General features: G+C 46.8%; 17 protein-coding genes. 1 reads left to right on the top strand and 16 read right to left on the bottom strand.

The window, feature by feature from the left end:
• Positions 1–3: 3 nt before the first annotated feature.
• From rnc to mgtE, 15 genes are all read right to left on the bottom strand, one after another.
• Positions 4–687, bottom strand: a complete 684-nt coding sequence (rnc, locus tag A8806_RS00350) for a ribonuclease III (RefSeq protein ID WP_109729183.1) — start codon at positions 685–687, stop codon at positions 4–6.
• A gap of 115 nt (positions 688–802) precedes the next feature.
• Positions 803–1,033, bottom strand: coding sequence for an acyl carrier protein (gene acpP / locus A8806_RS00345; protein WP_109729182.1), 231 nt, complete (start codon positions 1,031–1,033; stop codon positions 803–805).
• Between the two features lie 25 nt (positions 1,034–1,058).
• Positions 1,059–2,087: a phosphate acyltransferase PlsX gene (plsX, locus tag A8806_RS00340; RefSeq protein ID WP_109729181.1), complete on the bottom strand. Its 1,029-nt coding sequence runs from the start codon at positions 2,085–2,087 to the stop codon at positions 1,059–1,061.
• Positions 2,088–2,251: 164 nt separating this feature from the next.
• Positions 2,252–3,277 (bottom strand): LacI family DNA-binding transcriptional regulator, encoded by a 1,026-nt coding sequence (locus A8806_RS00335; RefSeq protein WP_109729180.1) that lies wholly within the window; start codon positions 3,275–3,277, stop codon positions 2,252–2,254.
• A gap of 144 nt (positions 3,278–3,421) precedes the next feature.
• Complete coding sequence (locus tag A8806_RS00330) at positions 3,422–4,486, bottom strand: zinc-binding dehydrogenase (RefSeq protein ID WP_109729179.1); 1,065 nt, start codon at positions 4,484–4,486, stop codon at positions 3,422–3,424.
• Positions 4,483–5,277: an SDR family NAD(P)-dependent oxidoreductase gene (locus A8806_RS00325; protein ID WP_109729178.1), complete on the bottom strand. Its 795-nt coding sequence runs from the start codon at positions 5,275–5,277 to the stop codon at positions 4,483–4,485. Before A8806_RS00325 ends, A8806_RS00330 begins: the two co-directional genes overlap by 4 nt.
• Before the next feature lie 81 nt (positions 5,278–5,358).
• Positions 5,359–5,733 carry a sensory rhodopsin transducer gene (locus A8806_RS00320; protein ID WP_109729177.1) on the bottom strand — a complete coding sequence of 125 codons (375 nt, stop codon included), beginning with the start codon at positions 5,731–5,733 and terminating at the stop codon, positions 5,359–5,361.
• 16 nt (positions 5,734–5,749) lie between these two features.
• On the bottom strand, positions 5,750–6,706 hold the full coding sequence (locus A8806_RS00315; protein WP_109729176.1) for an ABC transporter permease: 957 nt from the start codon (positions 6,704–6,706) through the stop codon (positions 5,750–5,752).
• On the bottom strand, positions 6,696–8,213 hold the full coding sequence (locus A8806_RS00310) for a sugar ABC transporter ATP-binding protein (RefSeq protein WP_109729175.1): 1,518 nt from the start codon (positions 8,211–8,213) through the stop codon (positions 6,696–6,698). The genes A8806_RS00315 and A8806_RS00310 overlap by 11 nt, the downstream gene beginning before the upstream one ends.
• Positions 8,214–8,449: 236 nt before the next feature.
• On the bottom strand, positions 8,450–9,433 hold the full coding sequence (locus tag A8806_RS00305) for a sugar ABC transporter substrate-binding protein (RefSeq protein ID WP_109729174.1): 984 nt from the start codon (positions 9,431–9,433) through the stop codon (positions 8,450–8,452).
• A gap of 320 nt (positions 9,434–9,753) precedes the next feature.
• Entirely contained in the window at positions 9,754–9,933 is a 180-nt protein-coding gene (gene rpmF / locus A8806_RS00300; RefSeq protein ID WP_004068723.1) for a 50S ribosomal protein L32, read from the bottom strand.
• 3 nt (positions 9,934–9,936) lie between these two features.
• Positions 9,937–10,464, bottom strand: coding sequence for a YceD family protein (locus tag A8806_RS00295; RefSeq protein WP_109729173.1), 528 nt, complete (start codon positions 10,462–10,464; stop codon positions 9,937–9,939).
• A gap of 203 nt (positions 10,465–10,667) precedes the next feature.
• The gene (locus A8806_RS00290; RefSeq protein WP_109729172.1) at positions 10,668–11,861 is read right to left on the bottom strand and encodes an acetate/propionate family kinase; all 1,194 of its coding nucleotides are present in this window, start codon (positions 11,859–11,861) and stop codon (positions 10,668–10,670) included.
• A gap of 107 nt (positions 11,862–11,968) precedes the next feature.
• On the bottom strand, positions 11,969–12,964 hold the full coding sequence (gene pta, locus A8806_RS00285) for a phosphate acetyltransferase (RefSeq protein ID WP_109729171.1): 996 nt from the start codon (positions 12,962–12,964) through the stop codon (positions 11,969–11,971).
• Positions 12,965–13,096: 132 nt separating this feature from the next.
• Positions 13,097–14,431, bottom strand: a complete 1,335-nt coding sequence (gene mgtE / locus A8806_RS00280; RefSeq protein ID WP_109729170.1) for a magnesium transporter — start codon at positions 14,429–14,431, stop codon at positions 13,097–13,099.
• A 139-nt stretch (positions 14,432–14,570) separates the two neighbouring features.
• Here mgtE and A8806_RS00275 point away from each other — a divergent pair, with 139 nt between their 5' ends.
• Positions 14,571–15,857, top strand: a complete 1,287-nt coding sequence (locus tag A8806_RS00275; protein WP_109729169.1) for a nucleotidyltransferase — start codon at positions 14,571–14,573, stop codon at positions 15,855–15,857.
• 138 nt (positions 15,858–15,995) lie between these two features.
• On the opposite strand, the gene A8806_RS00270 is transcribed toward A8806_RS00275, so the two are convergent.
• Positions 15,996–16,853: a DegV family protein gene (locus tag A8806_RS00270; protein ID WP_109729168.1), complete on the bottom strand. Its 858-nt coding sequence runs from the start codon at positions 16,851–16,853 to the stop codon at positions 15,996–15,998.
• Positions 16,854–16,867 lie beyond the last annotated feature (14 nt).

Here is a 16,867-nt window from a genome sequence, read left to right as displayed (position 1 = left end):
GCTTTATTTTCTAATTTCCAGAATTGCCTTATATGCGGCCTCCTGTTCTGCGGCTTTTTTGGTTCTGCCTTCCCCGATTCCGAACCCTTTTTCACCGATCAGTACTTCTACGAAGAAGGACTTATTATGGTCCGGCCCTTCTTCCTTTACCAAATGGTATGAAATAGCGCCTTCCATCTTTGCCTGTACGATCTCCTGCAAAATAGTCTTGCTATCAAAAAAGAGCTTCTTATCCTCTAAATCCGTCAGTATAAAGCGATGGATAAACTCTTTTGCATTAGTAAAACCACCGTCCAGATAGATCGCCCCGATCAGGGCTTCCAATGCATCTGACGTGATGGAATCACGCTTTCTCCCGCCGGTCGCCTCTTCTCCTTTTCCGAGCAGCAGATAACTTCCCAGATCGATATCGCGTGCACAGAAAGCGAGCGCAGGTTCACATACCATGCTTGCCCGTGTCTTCGTAAGTTCCCCTTCTGACACCTTGGGTGACTCTAAAAATAAAAATTCACTGGAAACAAGTTCCAGCACTGCATCTCCGAGAAATTCCAGGCGTTCATTACAATGGTACTTTTCCAGATGCTTCTCATTTGTATAGGAGCTGTGCATCATTGCACGCCTAAGCAGAGAAAAATCCTGAAATTTATATCCTATTTTCTTCTCGAGTTCTTTTAAACGATCGCTCATAACCCCCACCTTCCGGAAAGCATGTCCGCACTTAAGCCGGCTTACTGCCCTCCTTCTTTTTATCAATCCAGTTAAAATGAAAAAGCCCATAGGGGGCTTTTTCATAAGTAACCTATTATTCTACAGCCTTTCTAATCTGATAAACCGCATCACCTACTGTCGCAATCTTCTCTGCCTCGTCATTGTCAATCTCAATGTCGAATTCTTCTTCAATCCCCATGATTATCTGGAAAATGTCTAATGAATCTGCTCCCAAATCATCCACAAATGTCGTCTCCAGATTGATATCATCCTTCTGTACGTTTAATACGTCTGCAATAATTTCCTGTAATTTTTCAAATTCCATTGTCCTCTTCCCTTTCTTTGTTACATTAGTCTTCTTTTTTTTCTTCCTGCGTTTTGGATACTACGTCTCTGATCTTTTCATTGATCCGTTGTTCCTTGAATGTCACGCATTGGATAATTGAATTGCATACTTCTTTCGAAGTAGAACTTCCATGTGTCTTGACAACCAGCCCGTTCAATCCCAGAAGCGGCGCTCCGCCGTACTCGCTGGCATCGAAGTCCTTCAGTGTGCTTTTCAGCGCCGGTTTGACGAGAAGTGCCCCGATCTTGGTCCTAAGTGAAGTCATCATGCCGGCCTTAATCTTGCTGATCAGTGTACCTCCCACGCCTTCATACAGCTTCAGGATTACATTACCCACAAAAGCCTCGCACACGACAACGTCTACGGCTCCTGCCGGAATATCCCTGGCCTCCACGCTTCCCACAAAGTTAATGTCGCTGCATTCCTTCAGCAGGGGGAATGTCTCCTTGACCAGTGCGTTTCCTTTTTCTTCTTCCGCACCGATATTCACGATTCCTACGGTCGGGTTCTTCTTCCCTATGACATTCTCCATATAGATGGAACCCATCTTTGCGAACTGCACAAGGTGTGAAGGCCTTGCATCTACATTCGCACCGCAGTCTACCAGTAAAGATACACCTCTGGCTGTGGGAATCAGCGGCGCCAGCGGCGGTCTCTCCACCCCCTTGATTCTTCCGACGATCACCTGGCCGCCGACCAGAATCGCCCCGGAGCTTCCTGCAGATACGAACGCATCAGCTTCTCCTTTTTTCACCAGATTCATAGCTACCACAATGGAAGAATCTTTCTTCCTGCGAATCGCCACAACAGGTGGTTCGGCAGTCTCGATTACTTCAGATGCATTTATAATCTCAATCTGGTCTGACGGATATGTGTACTCTGATAACGTCTTCTTCAGCAGTTCTTCCTGCCCTGTCAACAGGATCTTGATATCGCCCCTTTGCTTTACGGCTTCCACCGCACCCTTGATCATCTCTCCCGGTGCATTATCGCCGCCCATTGCATCCAGGGCAACTCTTGTAATATCAGACATTTCTATTCCTCCTAACGCTACTGCATTCATTCTACTAAACCTCAATCCAAAAATCAATAACAAATTGGGAATTATAGGACGAACTTGTAACAGGCTTGTGACAAGAAGGCCCCCGGCCAATCAGCAAGTGAAAGGCCGGGGGCCGCAGATTCCTCTTTGATATTTTATTTTGTAGACTCCCGGATGATCAGCTCCAGCTCGAAGGAGGTGCCTGTGCTTAGGTGGGGTTTGTCCTCCATCTGGGCCACAAGGAGCTCTACCGCTTTTATGCTCATTGCTTCTATGGGGACATTCACGGTCGTCAGTCTTGGACAGCAGTACCTGGCAAATTCAATATTGTCACAGGAGGCCAGCATCAGGTCATCCGGCACTTTGATATTATGATCCCTCAGGCAGTTCAGGGCACCTACCGCCATGATGTCTGTATCACTTAAAATAGCGTCCGGCAAAGTACCGCACTTTAGAATCTGTCCGGCGGACTCATACCCGGTCTCCATTGTATATTCTTTCTCGAGTCTCGTGATGCTGTGGGGCTTCAGGCCATATTTTTCCATTGTCATAAGAAAGCCTTTCAGCTTCGGCTCGTGGGCCGTATCCTTCGTCTTGCATCCTATGTAGGCTATGTTCTTATTGCCCCGGCTGATTAGATATTCACATACTTTTTCAATCCCGAGAGTAAAATCTGCATGGATGATCTTCGCAGAGTCATACTCATTAAAATACCGGTCTGAATTACTCATAATGACCATCGGTACTTTGTCATGCCTTTTTGCAAAGGCGATCGACTGTTCCATATCATGAAAGTAGCACAAAACCAGCCCGCTGAAATAGTGGAGGGGCAGTGATTCAAACAGGGTGTCAATGTTCCCGTTCACATCATTAATAGAGTACAGCACAACGGAATAATTGTACTTCATTGCCTCCTTCCTGATTGTATTGAACAGTGCCGCATGAAATGGATTCCGTATCTCCTGCGCAATAACCGCAATTGTCTTTGAATCCTGTACTCTTAAATTTCTGGCAAATAAATTGGGTCTGTAGTTCAGCTTTTGAATCGCATCCTCAACAGCTTCCCTTTTATCTTCTCTTAATAGCTCCGGTGTATTCAGGTATTTGGAAACTGTCCCAACTGAAACTCCGGCTAATTTTGCAACATCTTTTATAACCGCCACAAGTATTTCCTTTCCCATCGATATAAATTATGCCGCCCGGCTGTAGAAAATCGATGACCACGCCTTGTTTTACCCCGCATGGATAGCTTGTTATATTATACCAGAAATCTTTGATTTTTTCATCAGATGTGATTTTTTTCTTCCCCTCCTTCGTCCTTTTGGCTAAGGAACCAGCATAACCTTCATTGCTGCCGGCTCTTCCTCTGCCGTACGAAATGCCTTTTCCCAGTCTTTCAATTCAAAGGAATGAGAGATTAGCCCGTCTGTTTTTATCAGGCCGCTCTCAATCCCTTCTATGACTGAATGAAAGGTAAGCGCAGACAGGTGGGAGCCCCTGATGCTCAGTTCCTTTCCATCCCCGATTACATTCCAGTCTGCTTTTACTTCCTCCGCAAATACGCCCATCTGCACATACCTGCCATGATTTTTCAGTGATTCCAGTCCCTGTGATACACTTCTGGGGCTTCCTGATGCTTCTATATATACATCACACCCATCCCCACCTGTGAGCCTGTGTATTTCTTCGGCCACATTGCATTCTGCCGGATTCAGTACATAATCTGCGCCATATTTTCTGCCCATATCCAGGCGGAATTCTTTTATATCGATTCCGATCACCATCTTTGGCAGGCAGAGTCTGGCAAGGTTTACCATAGAGGTTCCGATAGCGCCGAGGCCTGCAATTACCACGACATCATCATGTCTGATATCTGCAAGTTCGACCGCATGCATCCCGCAGGCAATCGGTTCAATCAGGACTGCCTGCTCATTCGTAAATGTATCCGGGATTCTATGTATAATACTGTTTTTATGCAGTTTGATATACTCGGCAAAACCTCCCTGGATATGCTGTTTGAAGCCATATACAGCCGACCCGGTGCACATCCAGTATTTTCCCTGTCTGCAGAAATCACATTCGCCGCATGGGGCAATCTGTTCCGCACATACCCTGTCTCCGGTCTTATATTCCCCCATGCCTTCTCCTGCCTCTGCTACCTCGCCAAAAAATTCATGTCCGCCTGTTACAGGAGCCTCGATGTAACGGTTTTCTTCACTCGTTCCCCAGATTCTGATCCCCCCGTGGTAAGACTTCACATCCCCTGCACAGATTCCACAGCCAAGAACCTTCAATACGAGCTCACCAGGTCCCGCCGACGGGATGCCTGTCTCTTCAAGCCTGTTATCATATGGCGCGTAGGATACTAATGCTTTCATATTTCCTTTCATTTGGCTTCCTCCATTCTCTTTGCATGTTCATATGCCAGATATGTATTCTGTACCTTAAACATCCCCCCGTCGATCCCGATGATCTCGCCTGTCACATATCCACCCTCCGGTGAAGTTAAAAAACCGACCAGCGCAGATACATCTTCGCCTGTCCCGAAACGGTTAAGACACAGGTCCTTCACCTGTTCTTCCCCCCGTTCCTGTATCATGGCGTCTGTCATGTCTGTGTGGATAATCCCGGGAGCATATGCATTGACGCTGATATGGTACGGTCCAAGCTCTGCCGCGCTTATTTTCGTAAGCATGTCCACCCCTGCCTTGCTTGCCGCATATGCCACAAGCCCGCAGTCTGCAAAATGTCCTGAGATTGAGGACGCATTGGCAACTCTCCCGTAGTTATTTTTCTTCATATATTCCGATACACTCTGAAGCATATAAAACTGGCTTTTAAAATTCGTATCCAGCACCCTGTCCAGATAAGCAGAATCCATTTCATCTATAAAGCAGAAATCAAAGATCCCAGCATTGTTCACCAGAATATCAATCCGTCCAAACTTCTCCCCGATCTTTTTTATCAGCTGTTTTACTTCTTCTTCCTTTGAAACATCCGCCTTGTAAATACCGCTTTCCGGTTCAAATGCTTTGAGGCTTTCCAGTGTCTTTTGCGCGCTCTCTTCATGGGACCTGTATACTGCACATACAATATTCCCCCGCCTTGCAAGCTCAATACTGATCGCCTGCCCCATTCCGCGGGTTCCCCCGGTTACAACTGCTACTCTTTTTTCTTCCATCGTCTCGCCCTCCTTTTCATGCCGCCGTTTCTCTTTATGTATTCCTGTTCACCCCCTGCCTTGCGGGCGTGCACAGGAATCTTAATCTTCAAAATACGGAATCACCGCAAATGACTGGGCAGCACCGTCAATCCAGTTAAATCTTGCATATTCCGCAACAATATTGTCACTGCTTGTCAGAACCGCACTGTAGCAGGTCGATACAGGCACTGTCAGATTCCACTCTTCCAACTGGTCCATACGGATATGACGCGCCGACATGGGTGCTACCAGAATCCCGTCCAGCCTTGCGGGCTCTCTTCCATTGTCAAATAATAAGTCTATACATACCTCACATGGCCCGTCTCCCGTGTTCAGCAGTGTAATGCTTTCATGTGAGGGGGTCGGCCTGTCCCCTTTTTCTTTCATATATAAGTCGGGGATGCACCATTTCTTATGCCCCATACCTCTGCCCATATTATCTCCTCCTGTATCAGGCCTTCTGGCTCCGCTTTCTTCTTATTACGTCTACAATAACGGCCAGCACAATAATGCCGCCTTTCACCATTCTCTGTGCTCCCTGCGGTACATTCAAAAGGTTCAGCCCGTTGGCAACCACGCCGATGATCATGGTGCCAATGATTGTGCCTACGAGTGTCCCTTCCCCGCCTGTCATGGATGTCCCGCCGATTACGACTGCCGCGATGGCATCCAGCTCCGCACCGTCTGCATTGGTCGGTACCGCCGAATCCAGCCTGGAGGTCAGCACGATTGCCGCAACACCACAGCAGAAGCCGCTGATTACATAGGCGATGCATTTGATTTTTTTCACATTTATGCCTGAAAGCTTTGCACAGTTTTCATTGCCGCCGATTGCATAAATGTAACGGCCGTACTTTGTATATTTCAGCACATATGCCGCGACTGCGAACATAACCACCATAATCAGAATGGTAAAAACCGGTATCCCGCCGTACCGTCCTGTAATAGCCAGAAATCCCTTCGGGAAGGTATAAATCGGCTGTCCCTCTGTAATGGTGTATGCCGCCCCTCTGGCGATTGACATCATGCCCAGGGTTGCAATGAACGGAGGCAGCTCAAACCCGGTGATCAATAGTCCTGTCACGAGTCCGACTGCCGAGGCAAATGCGACGCCAAGCAGAAGACTTAAGATCACAGGCATATTCCAGTTCTTCATCATCAGTCCCATCATAAGTCCTGTAACTGCTATGATGGAGCCTACCGAAAGGTCAATCCCGCCAAGCAGAATGATGAACGTCATCCCGATGGCAATCAGGAAGTTTGTGGATATCTGCTGTGAGACATTCAGAAGGTTGGACGCCGTAAGAAAGCTGTCGCTGGCAAACGTAAGTACTACGCATAGTGCCACCAGTGCAATCAAAATCCCCAGATAACTTGTCCCTTTTCTTTCTTTTCCTTTAAGCTTCATGCTGTTTTCCCCTTTCCTCTGCTCCGACCGCCAGTGTCATAACGGATTCCTGGTCTGCCTCTTCTCTGCTCAGGGAACCACTCACCTTTCCTCTTGCCATGACAACGACACGGTCACAGATACCAAGCAGTTCCGGAATCTCGGATGTAATAACAAGAATCGCCTTTCCTTCCTTTGCCAGCTCATTAATGAGACTGTAAACTTCTATTTTCGCACCTACGTCTATTCCGCGGGTCGGTTCATCCAGTATCAGCACCCGGCATTTGGAAAGGAGCCATTTTGCCAGAACGACTTTCTGCTGGTTCCCTCCCGAAAGGTTCTCCACTTTCTGATAAACAGACGGAGTTTTGATATTTAGTTTACTGACATACTCTTTTACGGTGTTCTTCTCTTTGCTTAAATTCAGATGTATCCCCGTTTTGAATGCATCCAGTGCGGCCAGCGTCACGTTCTCGCCTACCCCCAGTTTCAGGATCAGTCCTTCGCCTTTCCTGTCTTCTGTCACGTACCCGATCCCCGCGCTGATCGCATCCTTCGGATTCCGGATATTGCATTCCTTGCCGTCAATATATATACGCCCGTCTGTCCTGGCATCCAGACCAAAAACCGCCCGGACTGTTTCTGTCCGTCCCGCGCCGACCAGCCCTCCCACACAGAGCACCTCGCCCGCCCTTACAGAGAAACTGACATTCTGCACTCTGGAACCTGCACACAGATTTTCCACCCGTATGACTTCATCTCCGATTTGTTTCTCAATCCTTGGAAATTTCTCTTTCAGTTCCCGGCCTACCATCAGACGGATAATCTCATCCATCGTGACGTTTGCAATATCCAGTTCTTTTATCGTACACCCGTCCCGCATAACTGTAGCCCGGTCGCAGATTTCCATTACTTCTTCCAGCCTGTGGGATATATAAATGATAGAGACCTGTTCTTCCTTCAGCTTTTTCACGATGCGGAACAAATTTTTCGTTTCCCGCTCTGTCAAAGGAGCCGTAGGTTCGTCCATGATGATGATTTTCGCATCTTTAGAAAGTGCTTTTGCAACTTCTACCATCTGCTGCTTTGCAATGCCCAGATCCCTTATGTAATCCGTGCTCTTTACATCTACCCCCAGATCTTCCAGTAATCTGTCCGCTTCCTGATAAACCGCTTTCCAGTTCACTTTCACCGGATTACTCATCTTATAGCATCCGAGAAATATATTTTCCGCTACGGTCAGCGTAGGGATTAGATTCAGTTCCTGATAAATAATACTGATTCCTAAATCTTCGGCCGCCTTCGGATTCCCCAGCTCCGACTTCTGTGAGAATACTTCTATCTCACCTTCATCCTTCACGTATGCACCTGAAAGGATCTTCATCAGTGTAGATTTCCCCGCTCCGTTTTCACCCAGCAGAGCGTGTACCTCCCCTTTCTTTACACGAAGGCTCACATGGTCCAGTGCCAGTACTCCGGGGAAACGTTTTGTAATGTCTGACATTTTCAAAATATATTGATCTGCCATTTGCTTCCTCCTGACTTGTCTTAGAGCATGTATGATAAATCATGTATACCGATGATTTATCATACACGCTCAGGGAAGGGGCGGCTGATACTGTATTCCTTCCGGATATACACCGCAGCGCAGATTGAACATATCTGATTGCGTACCGGCAGCCCCTTAAAACCTATTGTCCCTTTACTGTGGCTGATATTTAGTTACCGTTCAGACCGTGCTGTGCACTCTGCCGGCCGGCAGTTCTAATCAGCATCTGACGGGAACTGGTCTGCATTCTCCTTCCAGACAATCTCAGTGTCTACATTTACAATCTTATCCACCGTCTCTCCTTCAAAGATCTTATGCAGTGCTTCCACGCACTCCGTGCCTGTCCCGGGTCCTCCGATGGATACTGTTGATACAAGCTCACCCGCCTGAATACTTGCCACTGCATTCGGGTTACCGTCAAAACTTACTACTTTTGCGTCAGATCCGGCCTCTTTGACTGCCTGTACTGCTCCAAGGCCCATCTCGTCGCATAAAGCGAAGATTACATTAATATCCTTATTTGCCTGAAGCATATTTGCTGCGGCATTCATTCCTTTTTCACGTTCCCAGTCGCCGGCCTGGCTTGCAACGACTTCAATGTCAGGGTATTTCTCCTTTGCCTTATCTACAAACCCGCCCATTCTCTCTGTTGTATGGTCAGATGGAAGTCCTTCTACAATCGCAACCTTTAACTTGTCCCCAAACTGTTCTGCCACGAAATCACATACTTTTCCGCCCGCTTCATACTGGTCATATCTTACATAGCATGCAACTTCTCCGCCAGCCAGTTCATTCTGTGTATTAAACATAATCACCGGGATGTCAGCCTCGTTTGCCTTCTTTACTGCTGCCACAATCGCATCACTGTTAATCGCACAGAGAATGATACCGTCAACCTTCTGTGTAATCATATCTTCAACTATCTGAACCTGTGCCGCATAATCTGATTCAGATTCCGGGGCCAGTGTTTTCAATTCATATCCCAGATCGTCACAAGCCTCCTGAGCGCCTGAAATTACGGACTTATAATAAGGAGAAATCATTGCCGGAGGTACAAGTGCAATTGTCTTCTTATCAACAGTATCTTCCGTCTTACTGTCCCCACTGTCGGTTTTACTGTCACTGCTGTTACTTCCTCCGCAGGCAGCAAGTGAAAATACCATACATACCGTTAAAATTAACACCACAAATTTTTTCATTCCTTTTCCTCCTTCGTTTTGGAAATGATGGAATAAAATCAATTCACAAATATGTGATTTATTCCTTTAATTTACTGGGTTTCTTTAAATATGAATCGATTCATTTCATGTCTAAATACTACCATGCCTGATTTAAGAATGCAAGGGGTATTTGTATTTTCTACAATAAACACAAAGACTATGTTACATTTTTATACAATATAGACAAAACAGGCTATTCTTATCCGGCAGTACCTGATCCTCGGTAATTTGGTGTAAAATTGGTGTCAGCCCATGAAAAAAGGCTTCCCGGTCTCCCGGAAAGCCTTGTCCTGTCTTCATTAGTCAACAGAAATGATTTCTTTTTTGTTGTAAGAGCCACAAGCTTTGCATACTCTGTGAGGCATCATAAGTTCTCCACACTTGCTGCATTTCACAAGGTTCGGAGCACTCATCTTCCAGTTAGCTCTTCTCTTATCTCTTCTAGCTTTAGAAGATTTATTCTTTGGACAGATAGACATAGGTTACACCTCCTTAAAATTCTTAAACAAATCACGGACAACTGACATTCTCGGGTCAAGTCCTGTGTCTTCACAGTTACAGGTCCCCAGATTTAGGTTCTGACCACAAACGTTGCAAATGCCTTTACAGTCTTCCCTGCATAGAACTTTCGTCGGCCATCCTATCAATATCTCATTAAAGAGCAATTTGTCCACGTCAAGATGATATCCGTCAATGAAATTTGATTCATCTAATCCTTCCGGCAGATCAGCGTCTGGAATGTTGAGATCCACATGCTTGGTAAAATCCAGTACAATCTCCTGCTTTACATCCTCCAGGCAGCGGTCACATGGAATGATTACACACACCTTGCTCTCGGCCTTGATCTGTAATTCCTTGTCCTTCACATGTGAAACGACAACGTGTACAGGTTCCTTACTGACAATCGGATATGACCCGGACTTTAAATCCATCGACTCCAGATTGAGCGGCACTGTCTCTTCAACTGTCTTGTGCTGTTCTGACAGAACGTCTGATAGGTTAATTAACATCTTCATAACTCCTATTCATACCTAAATTATTATATCATGTAAAAATAGTTTGTCAACAAGAAAAATACAGATTCTGGCATAAATATCATCTTTCAAAGGGGTCTGACCCCTTTGCGGTCCATATTCAGAATATTCTGACAAAGCAAGTGAGCGGATTTATGACCCGCTCACTTTTATGGAACTCTTTGATTTCCCTGACAGACTTATTTTACGAGTGCTACTGTCTCTCTTGCGATTGCCAGTTCTTCGTTTGTAGGGATTACGAGTACATTTACTTTTGAATCCGGAGTGGAGATGATGACTTCCTCTCCTCTTGCTGCGTTTGCTTCTTTATTGATCTCTATTCCAAGGAACTGGAGATATTTGCATACTTCTGCACGGATTGCGCCGTCGTTCTCACCGATTCCGGCCGTGAAGACGATGTTGTCTACACCGTTCATGGCTGCCACATAGCTTCCTACGTATTTTGCAACTCTGTAGGCAAATACTTCGAGAGCTACTTTTGCCTGCTGGTTGCCGTCTTCTTCTGCAGCGCAGAGGTCACGGAAATCACTGGAGAGTCCGTTTGAAAGTCCGTATACGCCGGACTCTTTATTCAGGACCTTCATCAGTCCTTCGATATCCAGATCCTCCTTCTTTGCGATAAATTCCAGAATGGCCGGGTCGATATCTCCGGAACGTGTTCCCATTACAAGACCTTCAAGTGGTGTTAATCCCATTGATGTATCGACAGATTTCCCGTTCAGGACTGCACATACGCTTGCACCGTTTCCAAGGTGGCAGACAATTGTCTTCGTAGCATCGTATGGCTTGCCAAGAATCTCTGCAGCTCTTTTGGAAACATAGCTGTGGCTTGTTCCGTGGAAGCCGTAACGTCTAACTTTATATTTCTCATAGTAAGCATACGGAAGTCCGTACATGTATGCTTTCTCCGGCATGGTCTGATGAAATGCGGTGTCAAATACTGCAACCATAGGTGTGTTCGGCATCAGCTTCTCACATGCGTTTACACCGATTAAGTTGGCAGGATTGTGCAGAGGTGCAAGGTCATTACACTCTTCTACTGCTTTCTTAACTTCTTCTGTGATGATAACGGAAGATGCAAACTTCTCTCCGCCGTGTACCAGACGGTGCCCGACAGCGCCGATCTCGTCCAGACTCTTTACCACGCCTGTCGCTTCATCTGTCAGCGCATCGATTACAAACTGGATTGCCTCTGTATGGGTAGGCATGTCCTTTGCAGTTTTTACTTTCTCTCCGCCGGCAGGCTGATAAGTAAGGCTGCCATCAATTCCGATTCTTTCGCAGAGACCTTTTGCAAGTACTTCTTCTGATTCAGAGTTGATTAACTGGAATTTTAAAGAAGAACTTCCACAGTTGATTACTAATACATTCATTTTCTTTACCCTCCTGAAATTGTATATATAAGGGGCATCGTTGATGCTGCCTGCACGCTCCGGGCGTCCGCAGCGGCATCTGCCTCTCTTAAACATAACCTGATGATTTACTGTGCCTGTGCCTGCACTGCTGTGATTGCGACAACGCCTTCGATGTCTTCAGCGCTGCAGCCACGTGATAAATCATTAACAGGAGCTGCGATTCCCTGTGTAAGAGGTCCGTACGCTTCTGCTTTTGCCAGTCTCTGAACCAGCTTGTACCCAATATTTCCGGCATCCAGATCCGGGAAGATCAATACGTTGGCATGTCCTGCAACCGGGCTTCCCGGAGCCTTGGATTCCCCAACAGAAGGTACGATCGCTGCATCCAGCTGCAGTTCTCCGTCAAGCTTTAATTCCGGTGCCAGTTCTTTTGCAATCTGGGTTGCCTCAACTACTTTATCCACATCCGCATGCTTTGCACTTCCTTTTGTAGAGTGTGAAAGCATTGCTACGATAGGTTCTTTTCCTGTCAGTGTTCTGAAAGACTCTGCGGAAGAAACTGCGATATTTGCAAGCTTCTCCGGATCCGGGTTCTGCTCCAGACCGGAATCTCCGAAGATAAATGTTCCGTCTGCCCCCATATCACAATCTGGCACTACCATTACGAAGAATGCGGAAACCAGTTTAGTTCCGGGTTTTGTCTTCAGGATCTGCAGGCATGGGCGGAGCGTATCTGCCGTGGAGTGGCACGCACCGGATACCATTCCGTCTGCATCCCCCATCTTCACCATCATAACACCATAGTACAGGTAATTTGTCAGAAGGATTTCTCTTGCCTGCTCCTCTGTCATTCCCTTTTTCTGTCTGAGTTCTACCAGTTTCGCGATATAAGCATCTGTCTTGTCGCTTGTGGCAGGGTCTACAACCGTTGCGCCAGAAATATCATATCCTGCGCCGTTCTTCTCGATCTCTTCCTTACTTCCCACGAGGATCAGGTCAGCGGTCCCCTCCTTCAAAACTGCTTCTGCAGCCTTGTAAGTTCTTGCGTCTTCTGTTTCCGGAAGTACAATCGTCTTCTTATCAGCCTTTGCTCTTGCCTTGATTTCATCAATAAATCCCATGATTTAAAGCCACCTTTCATTTTTTCTCACTTCTTTCATTATAACGCAAAGAAATTTTGTATACAAGTAGATTGCATGTGCATTTTTAAGTACAATCTCCAATTTCTGTTATATCTCAGTGGGATTCTTCCCCTACAGGTGGAAAACCGCCGTTACAATGTTAAAATAAACAAGAATCGTACAGGTGTCCAGTATCGTCGTGATAAGCGGGGCCGCCATGATGGCCGGGTCCAGCCCCAGTTTCTTTGCCAGGAGGGGCAGGGTGCAGCCGATGCATTTTGCCATGACAACAACTGCCATCATCGTCAGTCCCAGCGCAAACGCAAGCGTCAGGTTCTGATCATACATAATATAGATACGGATTCCGTTTACAACAGCCAGAAGGCAGCTTACAACAAAGGCCACACGTATCTCTTTAAAAATGACCCTGAATATATCTTTGAATTGAATCTCGCCGACCGCAAGCCCGCGTATGATCAGCGTCGAGCTCTGTGACCCACAGTTACCGCCGGTTCCCATGAGCATGGGGATAAATGTGATCAGCACGGGCATGACCGCCATCGCGGCCTCATAATGTCCGAGAATCTCCCCGGTTACCGTCGCGGAAAGCATCAGCAACATCAGCCAGAGAGTCCTGTTCTTTGCATGTTTGAATACGGAAGTCCCGAAATAGGAGTCTTCATTCGGGCTGACACCGGCCATGATACTGATATCTTCCGTGGTCTCATCCTGCAGGACAAACATCGCGTCATCAACCGTTACCAGACCGACAAGGCAGTTCTCATGATCGATGATCGGAATCGCAACAAGGCCGTACTTTTTAATCGTAATCGCGACATCTTCCTTATCATCCAGCGTCTTTGCACAAAGCACATTTTCATCCATGATCTCTTCTATCAGTCTGGATTCACCTGCTGTCAGAAGATCTTTGACATCGACGGCACCGATGAGTTTTTTCTTTTCCGTGACATAACAGGTGTAGATAGTCTCTTTGTTGATCCCGACCTGCCTGATCTTAAGGATTGCATCGGCAACCGTCATTTCTTTCCTGAGGCTGATGTAATCCACATTCATAATACTTCCTGCACTGTCATCCGGATACTGCAGAAGTATATTGATCTTCTGCCGCGTCTCCTCGTCCGTCACCATCAGCAGACGGTCGACAACGTTCGCCGGCATTTCCTCGAGCACGTCAACGGTATCATCGACATACATCTCATCCATGACCTCTTCCAGCTCGGAATCAGTCAGGGCATTGATCAGGTCCTCACGCATATCACTGTTCATATCCGTGAATACTTCTGCCGCCTCTTCCTTGGCAAGCAGACGGAATACCAGCATTTGCTGCTTCTGGTCAAAGTCCTCCAGCATCTCCACGATATCGACCGGATGCATGGATTCTAATTCTTCTTTTAGTTCTTTAAATTTCCGCTGTTCCAGCAGTTCAAGTATCATTTCTTTTTCCATGCCATACACCCTCTTTTGTTTTTCTCTGCTCTTCTTTATCTTTCACATAAACCGTCTTTTATAAACAAAAAACTCACTCTATAACATCCCGTCTTTTTATAGTATAATGGTTAATAAATTGATATACAAGGAGATTCTTATGAAAATTGTCGGCTTAATTACTGAATATAATCCATTTCACAATGGTCATCAATATCATATCGAGAAGTCAAAAGAGGTCACAGGCGCCGACACGGTACTCGTGATTATGAGCGGAGATTATGTGCAGCGGGGGACTCCGGCCATCATGCCTAAATATATCCGGGCGGAAATGGCGCTGGAGTGTGGTGCTGGTGCGGTGTTCGAACTCCCGGTCTGCTATGCTACCGGGAGCGCCGAACTTTTCGCGATGGGCGCCGTATCCTTCTTAGACAGCCTCGGAATTGTAGATTCCATCTGCTTCGGCAGTGAATGCAACGACCTGGAAGGATTACAGACCGTCGCCGGTGTGCTCTGCGAGGAACCGGCCGAATACAAAAATTTTCTACAGACAAATCTGAAAGCCGGCCTTTCCTTTCCTGCCGCAAGACAGGAGGCATTTTCCGCCTATATGAGAAACACCGCATATTCGCACCTGCTGGACGATCCGAACAACATTCTCGGCATCGAATATTTAAAGGCGTTGAAAAAGCTGGGCAGTTCTATAAAGCCTTACACTATCCGGCGTCAGGAGTCCGGTTACCATGATACGCAGCTCCAGTCCAATTACAGTTCTGCATCCGCAATCCGTTCCCTGCTCGCCTATTCCGGTTCCGCACTGAGCACGCGTTCGGGCGGGGGCACGTTTGAGAACACACACTTTTCAAATATCCTGAACGAACTGGAGGATCAGGTGCCGGCCTGCTGTCTGGAAATCCTGAAGGATTACCACCATGTTATGTATCCCGTGTATCAGAACGATTTTTCCCTGATCATGAAGTATAAACTTTTAAATAAAACTGCCCGGGACCTGGACCGTTATATGGATGTATCCGAAGAACTGGCAAACCGGATCAGCAACCAGCTGAACAACTTCTTCAATTACAAACAGTTCTGCGAGCTGCTTAAGACGAAAGAGGTTACACAGACACGCATCAACCGCGCACTGCTGCACATTATGCTCGGGCTCAAGAAAATTAACGTGGAGGAATATATAGACGGCGGTTACCACTATTATGCCCGGCTTTTGGGCGTACGGAAAGACCGGGAAAGGGTTCTGGGCAGCGTCGTTAAGAATGGGACCCTGCCCCTTCTCACCAATCTCTATGATACGGAGGAGCTTCCGGAAGCCGGCAGGAAAATGCTTCATCACGACATTCTTGCTTCAAACTTGTATAAATCCGTCATAACCGATAAATATAAGACTGCCTTCCAGAACGAATACAGTCAGCCGATCCTGAAAGTTTGATCCGGGAACAGACGTGGGTCTGCCTGTTCCTGCATCCGGCTCCTGTTTTACATCTGGCAGTCCGGCCGTGCAAAAAAGGTGCCGGGGCAAGAATGATCCAGGCCCCGGCACCTTTTTCTTTTTGAATCAGTACTGTCTTTATAACCGCTTCATACAGGTCACCGCCATTGCCCCTGCCCCGATATGGCAGGCTACGCTTAAGGATAGCGGTCCCTCAATAATCTCATACTGTGGAAACCTCTCATGGATTTCCTGCTTCCATGCCTGTGCCTCTTCTTTGCCACAGGTATAAGCCATTCCCAGAACCATCTGGTCTTCCTTTCCTGCAAAACGTTCCTTCAAATCTGTTTCGATCGCTTTGAGCATGGTGCGCTTTGCCGCCTTCCATCCTCTCACCTTCGCGAAGGCGTCCAGTTTTTCTCCCTGGATCTGCAGGACCGGCTTCAGGTTCAGCACTGTACCGAGTGCCGCAGCGGCAGGTGTGATCCTTCCGCCCTTCTTCAGATATTTCAAAGTATCCACTGTAATATAGATGCTGGCTTCCAGTTTTTCCTTTTCCAAAATCTGTTTGATCTCAAGGGCAGATTTTCCTTCCTCCCTCAGTTTGAGTGCGTCAAGAACCGACTGTACCTGTGTGACAGAAATCCTCTGGTTGTCAACGACCTGTACCCGGCCTTCATAATCTGCTGAAAGTATAACTGCGTTTTCACAGCTTCCGCTTAAACCGCTGGACATCGGGATATGCACCACCTCATCATGTTCCTTGAGCAGTTTATCCCAAAGATCCAGAAGGTCCCCCGGAGCCGGCTGCGATGTGGAGATATCGGAATCGTCGCCAAGCTTTTGATAAAACTCTTCCTGAGAAAGAGTGATATCTTCTAAAAACAGTTCGCCGTCAATGAAAAATGGCATCGGCAGGACATAGATTCCCATCTCTTTTCCCTGTTTTTGTGTAATTCCACTATTACTGTCTGTTACAATGGCAATTTTCTTCATAAATAATTATTTCC

The sequence above is a fragment of the Faecalicatena orotica genome (genome assembly GCF_003149245.1).
Lineage (GTDB): Bacteria > Bacillota > Clostridia > Lachnospirales > Lachnospiraceae > Faecalicatena_A > Faecalicatena_A orotica.
Note: the sequence above shows the minus strand (reverse complement) of the source record. Positions and strands in the feature narration are given on the sequence as shown.

What these genes read in the sequence shown, in the direction of transcription:
- rnc (WP_109729183.1), bottom strand. Translation starts at nt 687, where the DNA reads ATGAGCGATCGTTTAAAAGAACTCGAGAAGAAAATAGGATATAAATTT.
- acpP (WP_109729182.1), bottom strand. Translation starts at nt 1,033, where the DNA reads ATGGAATTTGAAAAATTACAGGAAATTATTGCAGACGTATTAAACGTA.
- plsX (WP_109729181.1), bottom strand. Translation starts at nt 2,087, where the DNA reads ATGTCTGATATTACAAGAGTTGCCCTGGATGCAATGGGCGGCGATAAT.
- A8806_RS00335 (WP_109729180.1), bottom strand. Translation starts at nt 3,277, where the DNA reads ATGGGAAAGGAAATACTTGTGGCGGTTATAAAAGATGTTGCAAAATTA.
- A8806_RS00330 (WP_109729179.1), bottom strand. Translation starts at nt 4,486, where the DNA reads ATGAAAGGAAATATGAAAGCATTAGTATCCTACGCGCCATATGATAAC.
- A8806_RS00325 (WP_109729178.1), bottom strand. Translation starts at nt 5,277, where the DNA reads ATGGAAGAAAAAAGAGTAGCAGTTGTAACCGGGGGAACCCGCGGAATG.
- A8806_RS00320 (WP_109729177.1), bottom strand. Translation starts at nt 5,733, where the DNA reads ATGGGCAGAGGTATGGGGCATAAGAAATGGTGCATCCCCGACTTATAT.
- A8806_RS00315 (WP_109729176.1), bottom strand. Translation starts at nt 6,706, where the DNA reads ATGAAGCTTAAAGGAAAAGAAAGAAAAGGGACAAGTTATCTGGGGATT.
- A8806_RS00310 (WP_109729175.1), bottom strand. Translation starts at nt 8,213, where the DNA reads ATGGCAGATCAATATATTTTGAAAATGTCAGACATTACAAAACGTTTC.
- A8806_RS00305 (WP_109729174.1), bottom strand. Translation starts at nt 9,433, where the DNA reads ATGAAAAAATTTGTGGTGTTAATTTTAACGGTATGTATGGTATTTTCA.
- rpmF (WP_004068723.1), bottom strand. Translation starts at nt 9,933, where the DNA reads ATGTCTATCTGTCCAAAGAATAAATCTTCTAAAGCTAGAAGAGATAAG.
- A8806_RS00295 (WP_109729173.1), bottom strand. Translation starts at nt 10,464, where the DNA reads ATGTTAATTAACCTATCAGACGTTCTGTCAGAACAGCACAAGACAGTT.
- A8806_RS00290 (WP_109729172.1), bottom strand. Translation starts at nt 11,861, where the DNA reads ATGAATGTATTAGTAATCAACTGTGGAAGTTCTTCTTTAAAATTCCAG.
- pta (WP_109729171.1), bottom strand. Translation starts at nt 12,964, where the DNA reads ATGGGATTTATTGATGAAATCAAGGCAAGAGCAAAGGCTGATAAGAAG.
- mgtE (WP_109729170.1), bottom strand. Translation starts at nt 14,431, where the DNA reads ATGGAAAAAGAAATGATACTTGAACTGCTGGAACAGCGGAAATTTAAA.
- A8806_RS00275 (WP_109729169.1), top strand. Translation starts at nt 14,571, where the DNA reads ATGAAAATTGTCGGCTTAATTACTGAATATAATCCATTTCACAATGGT.
- A8806_RS00270 (WP_109729168.1), bottom strand. Translation starts at nt 16,853, where the DNA reads ATGAAGAAAATTGCCATTGTAACAGACAGTAATAGTGGAATTACACAA.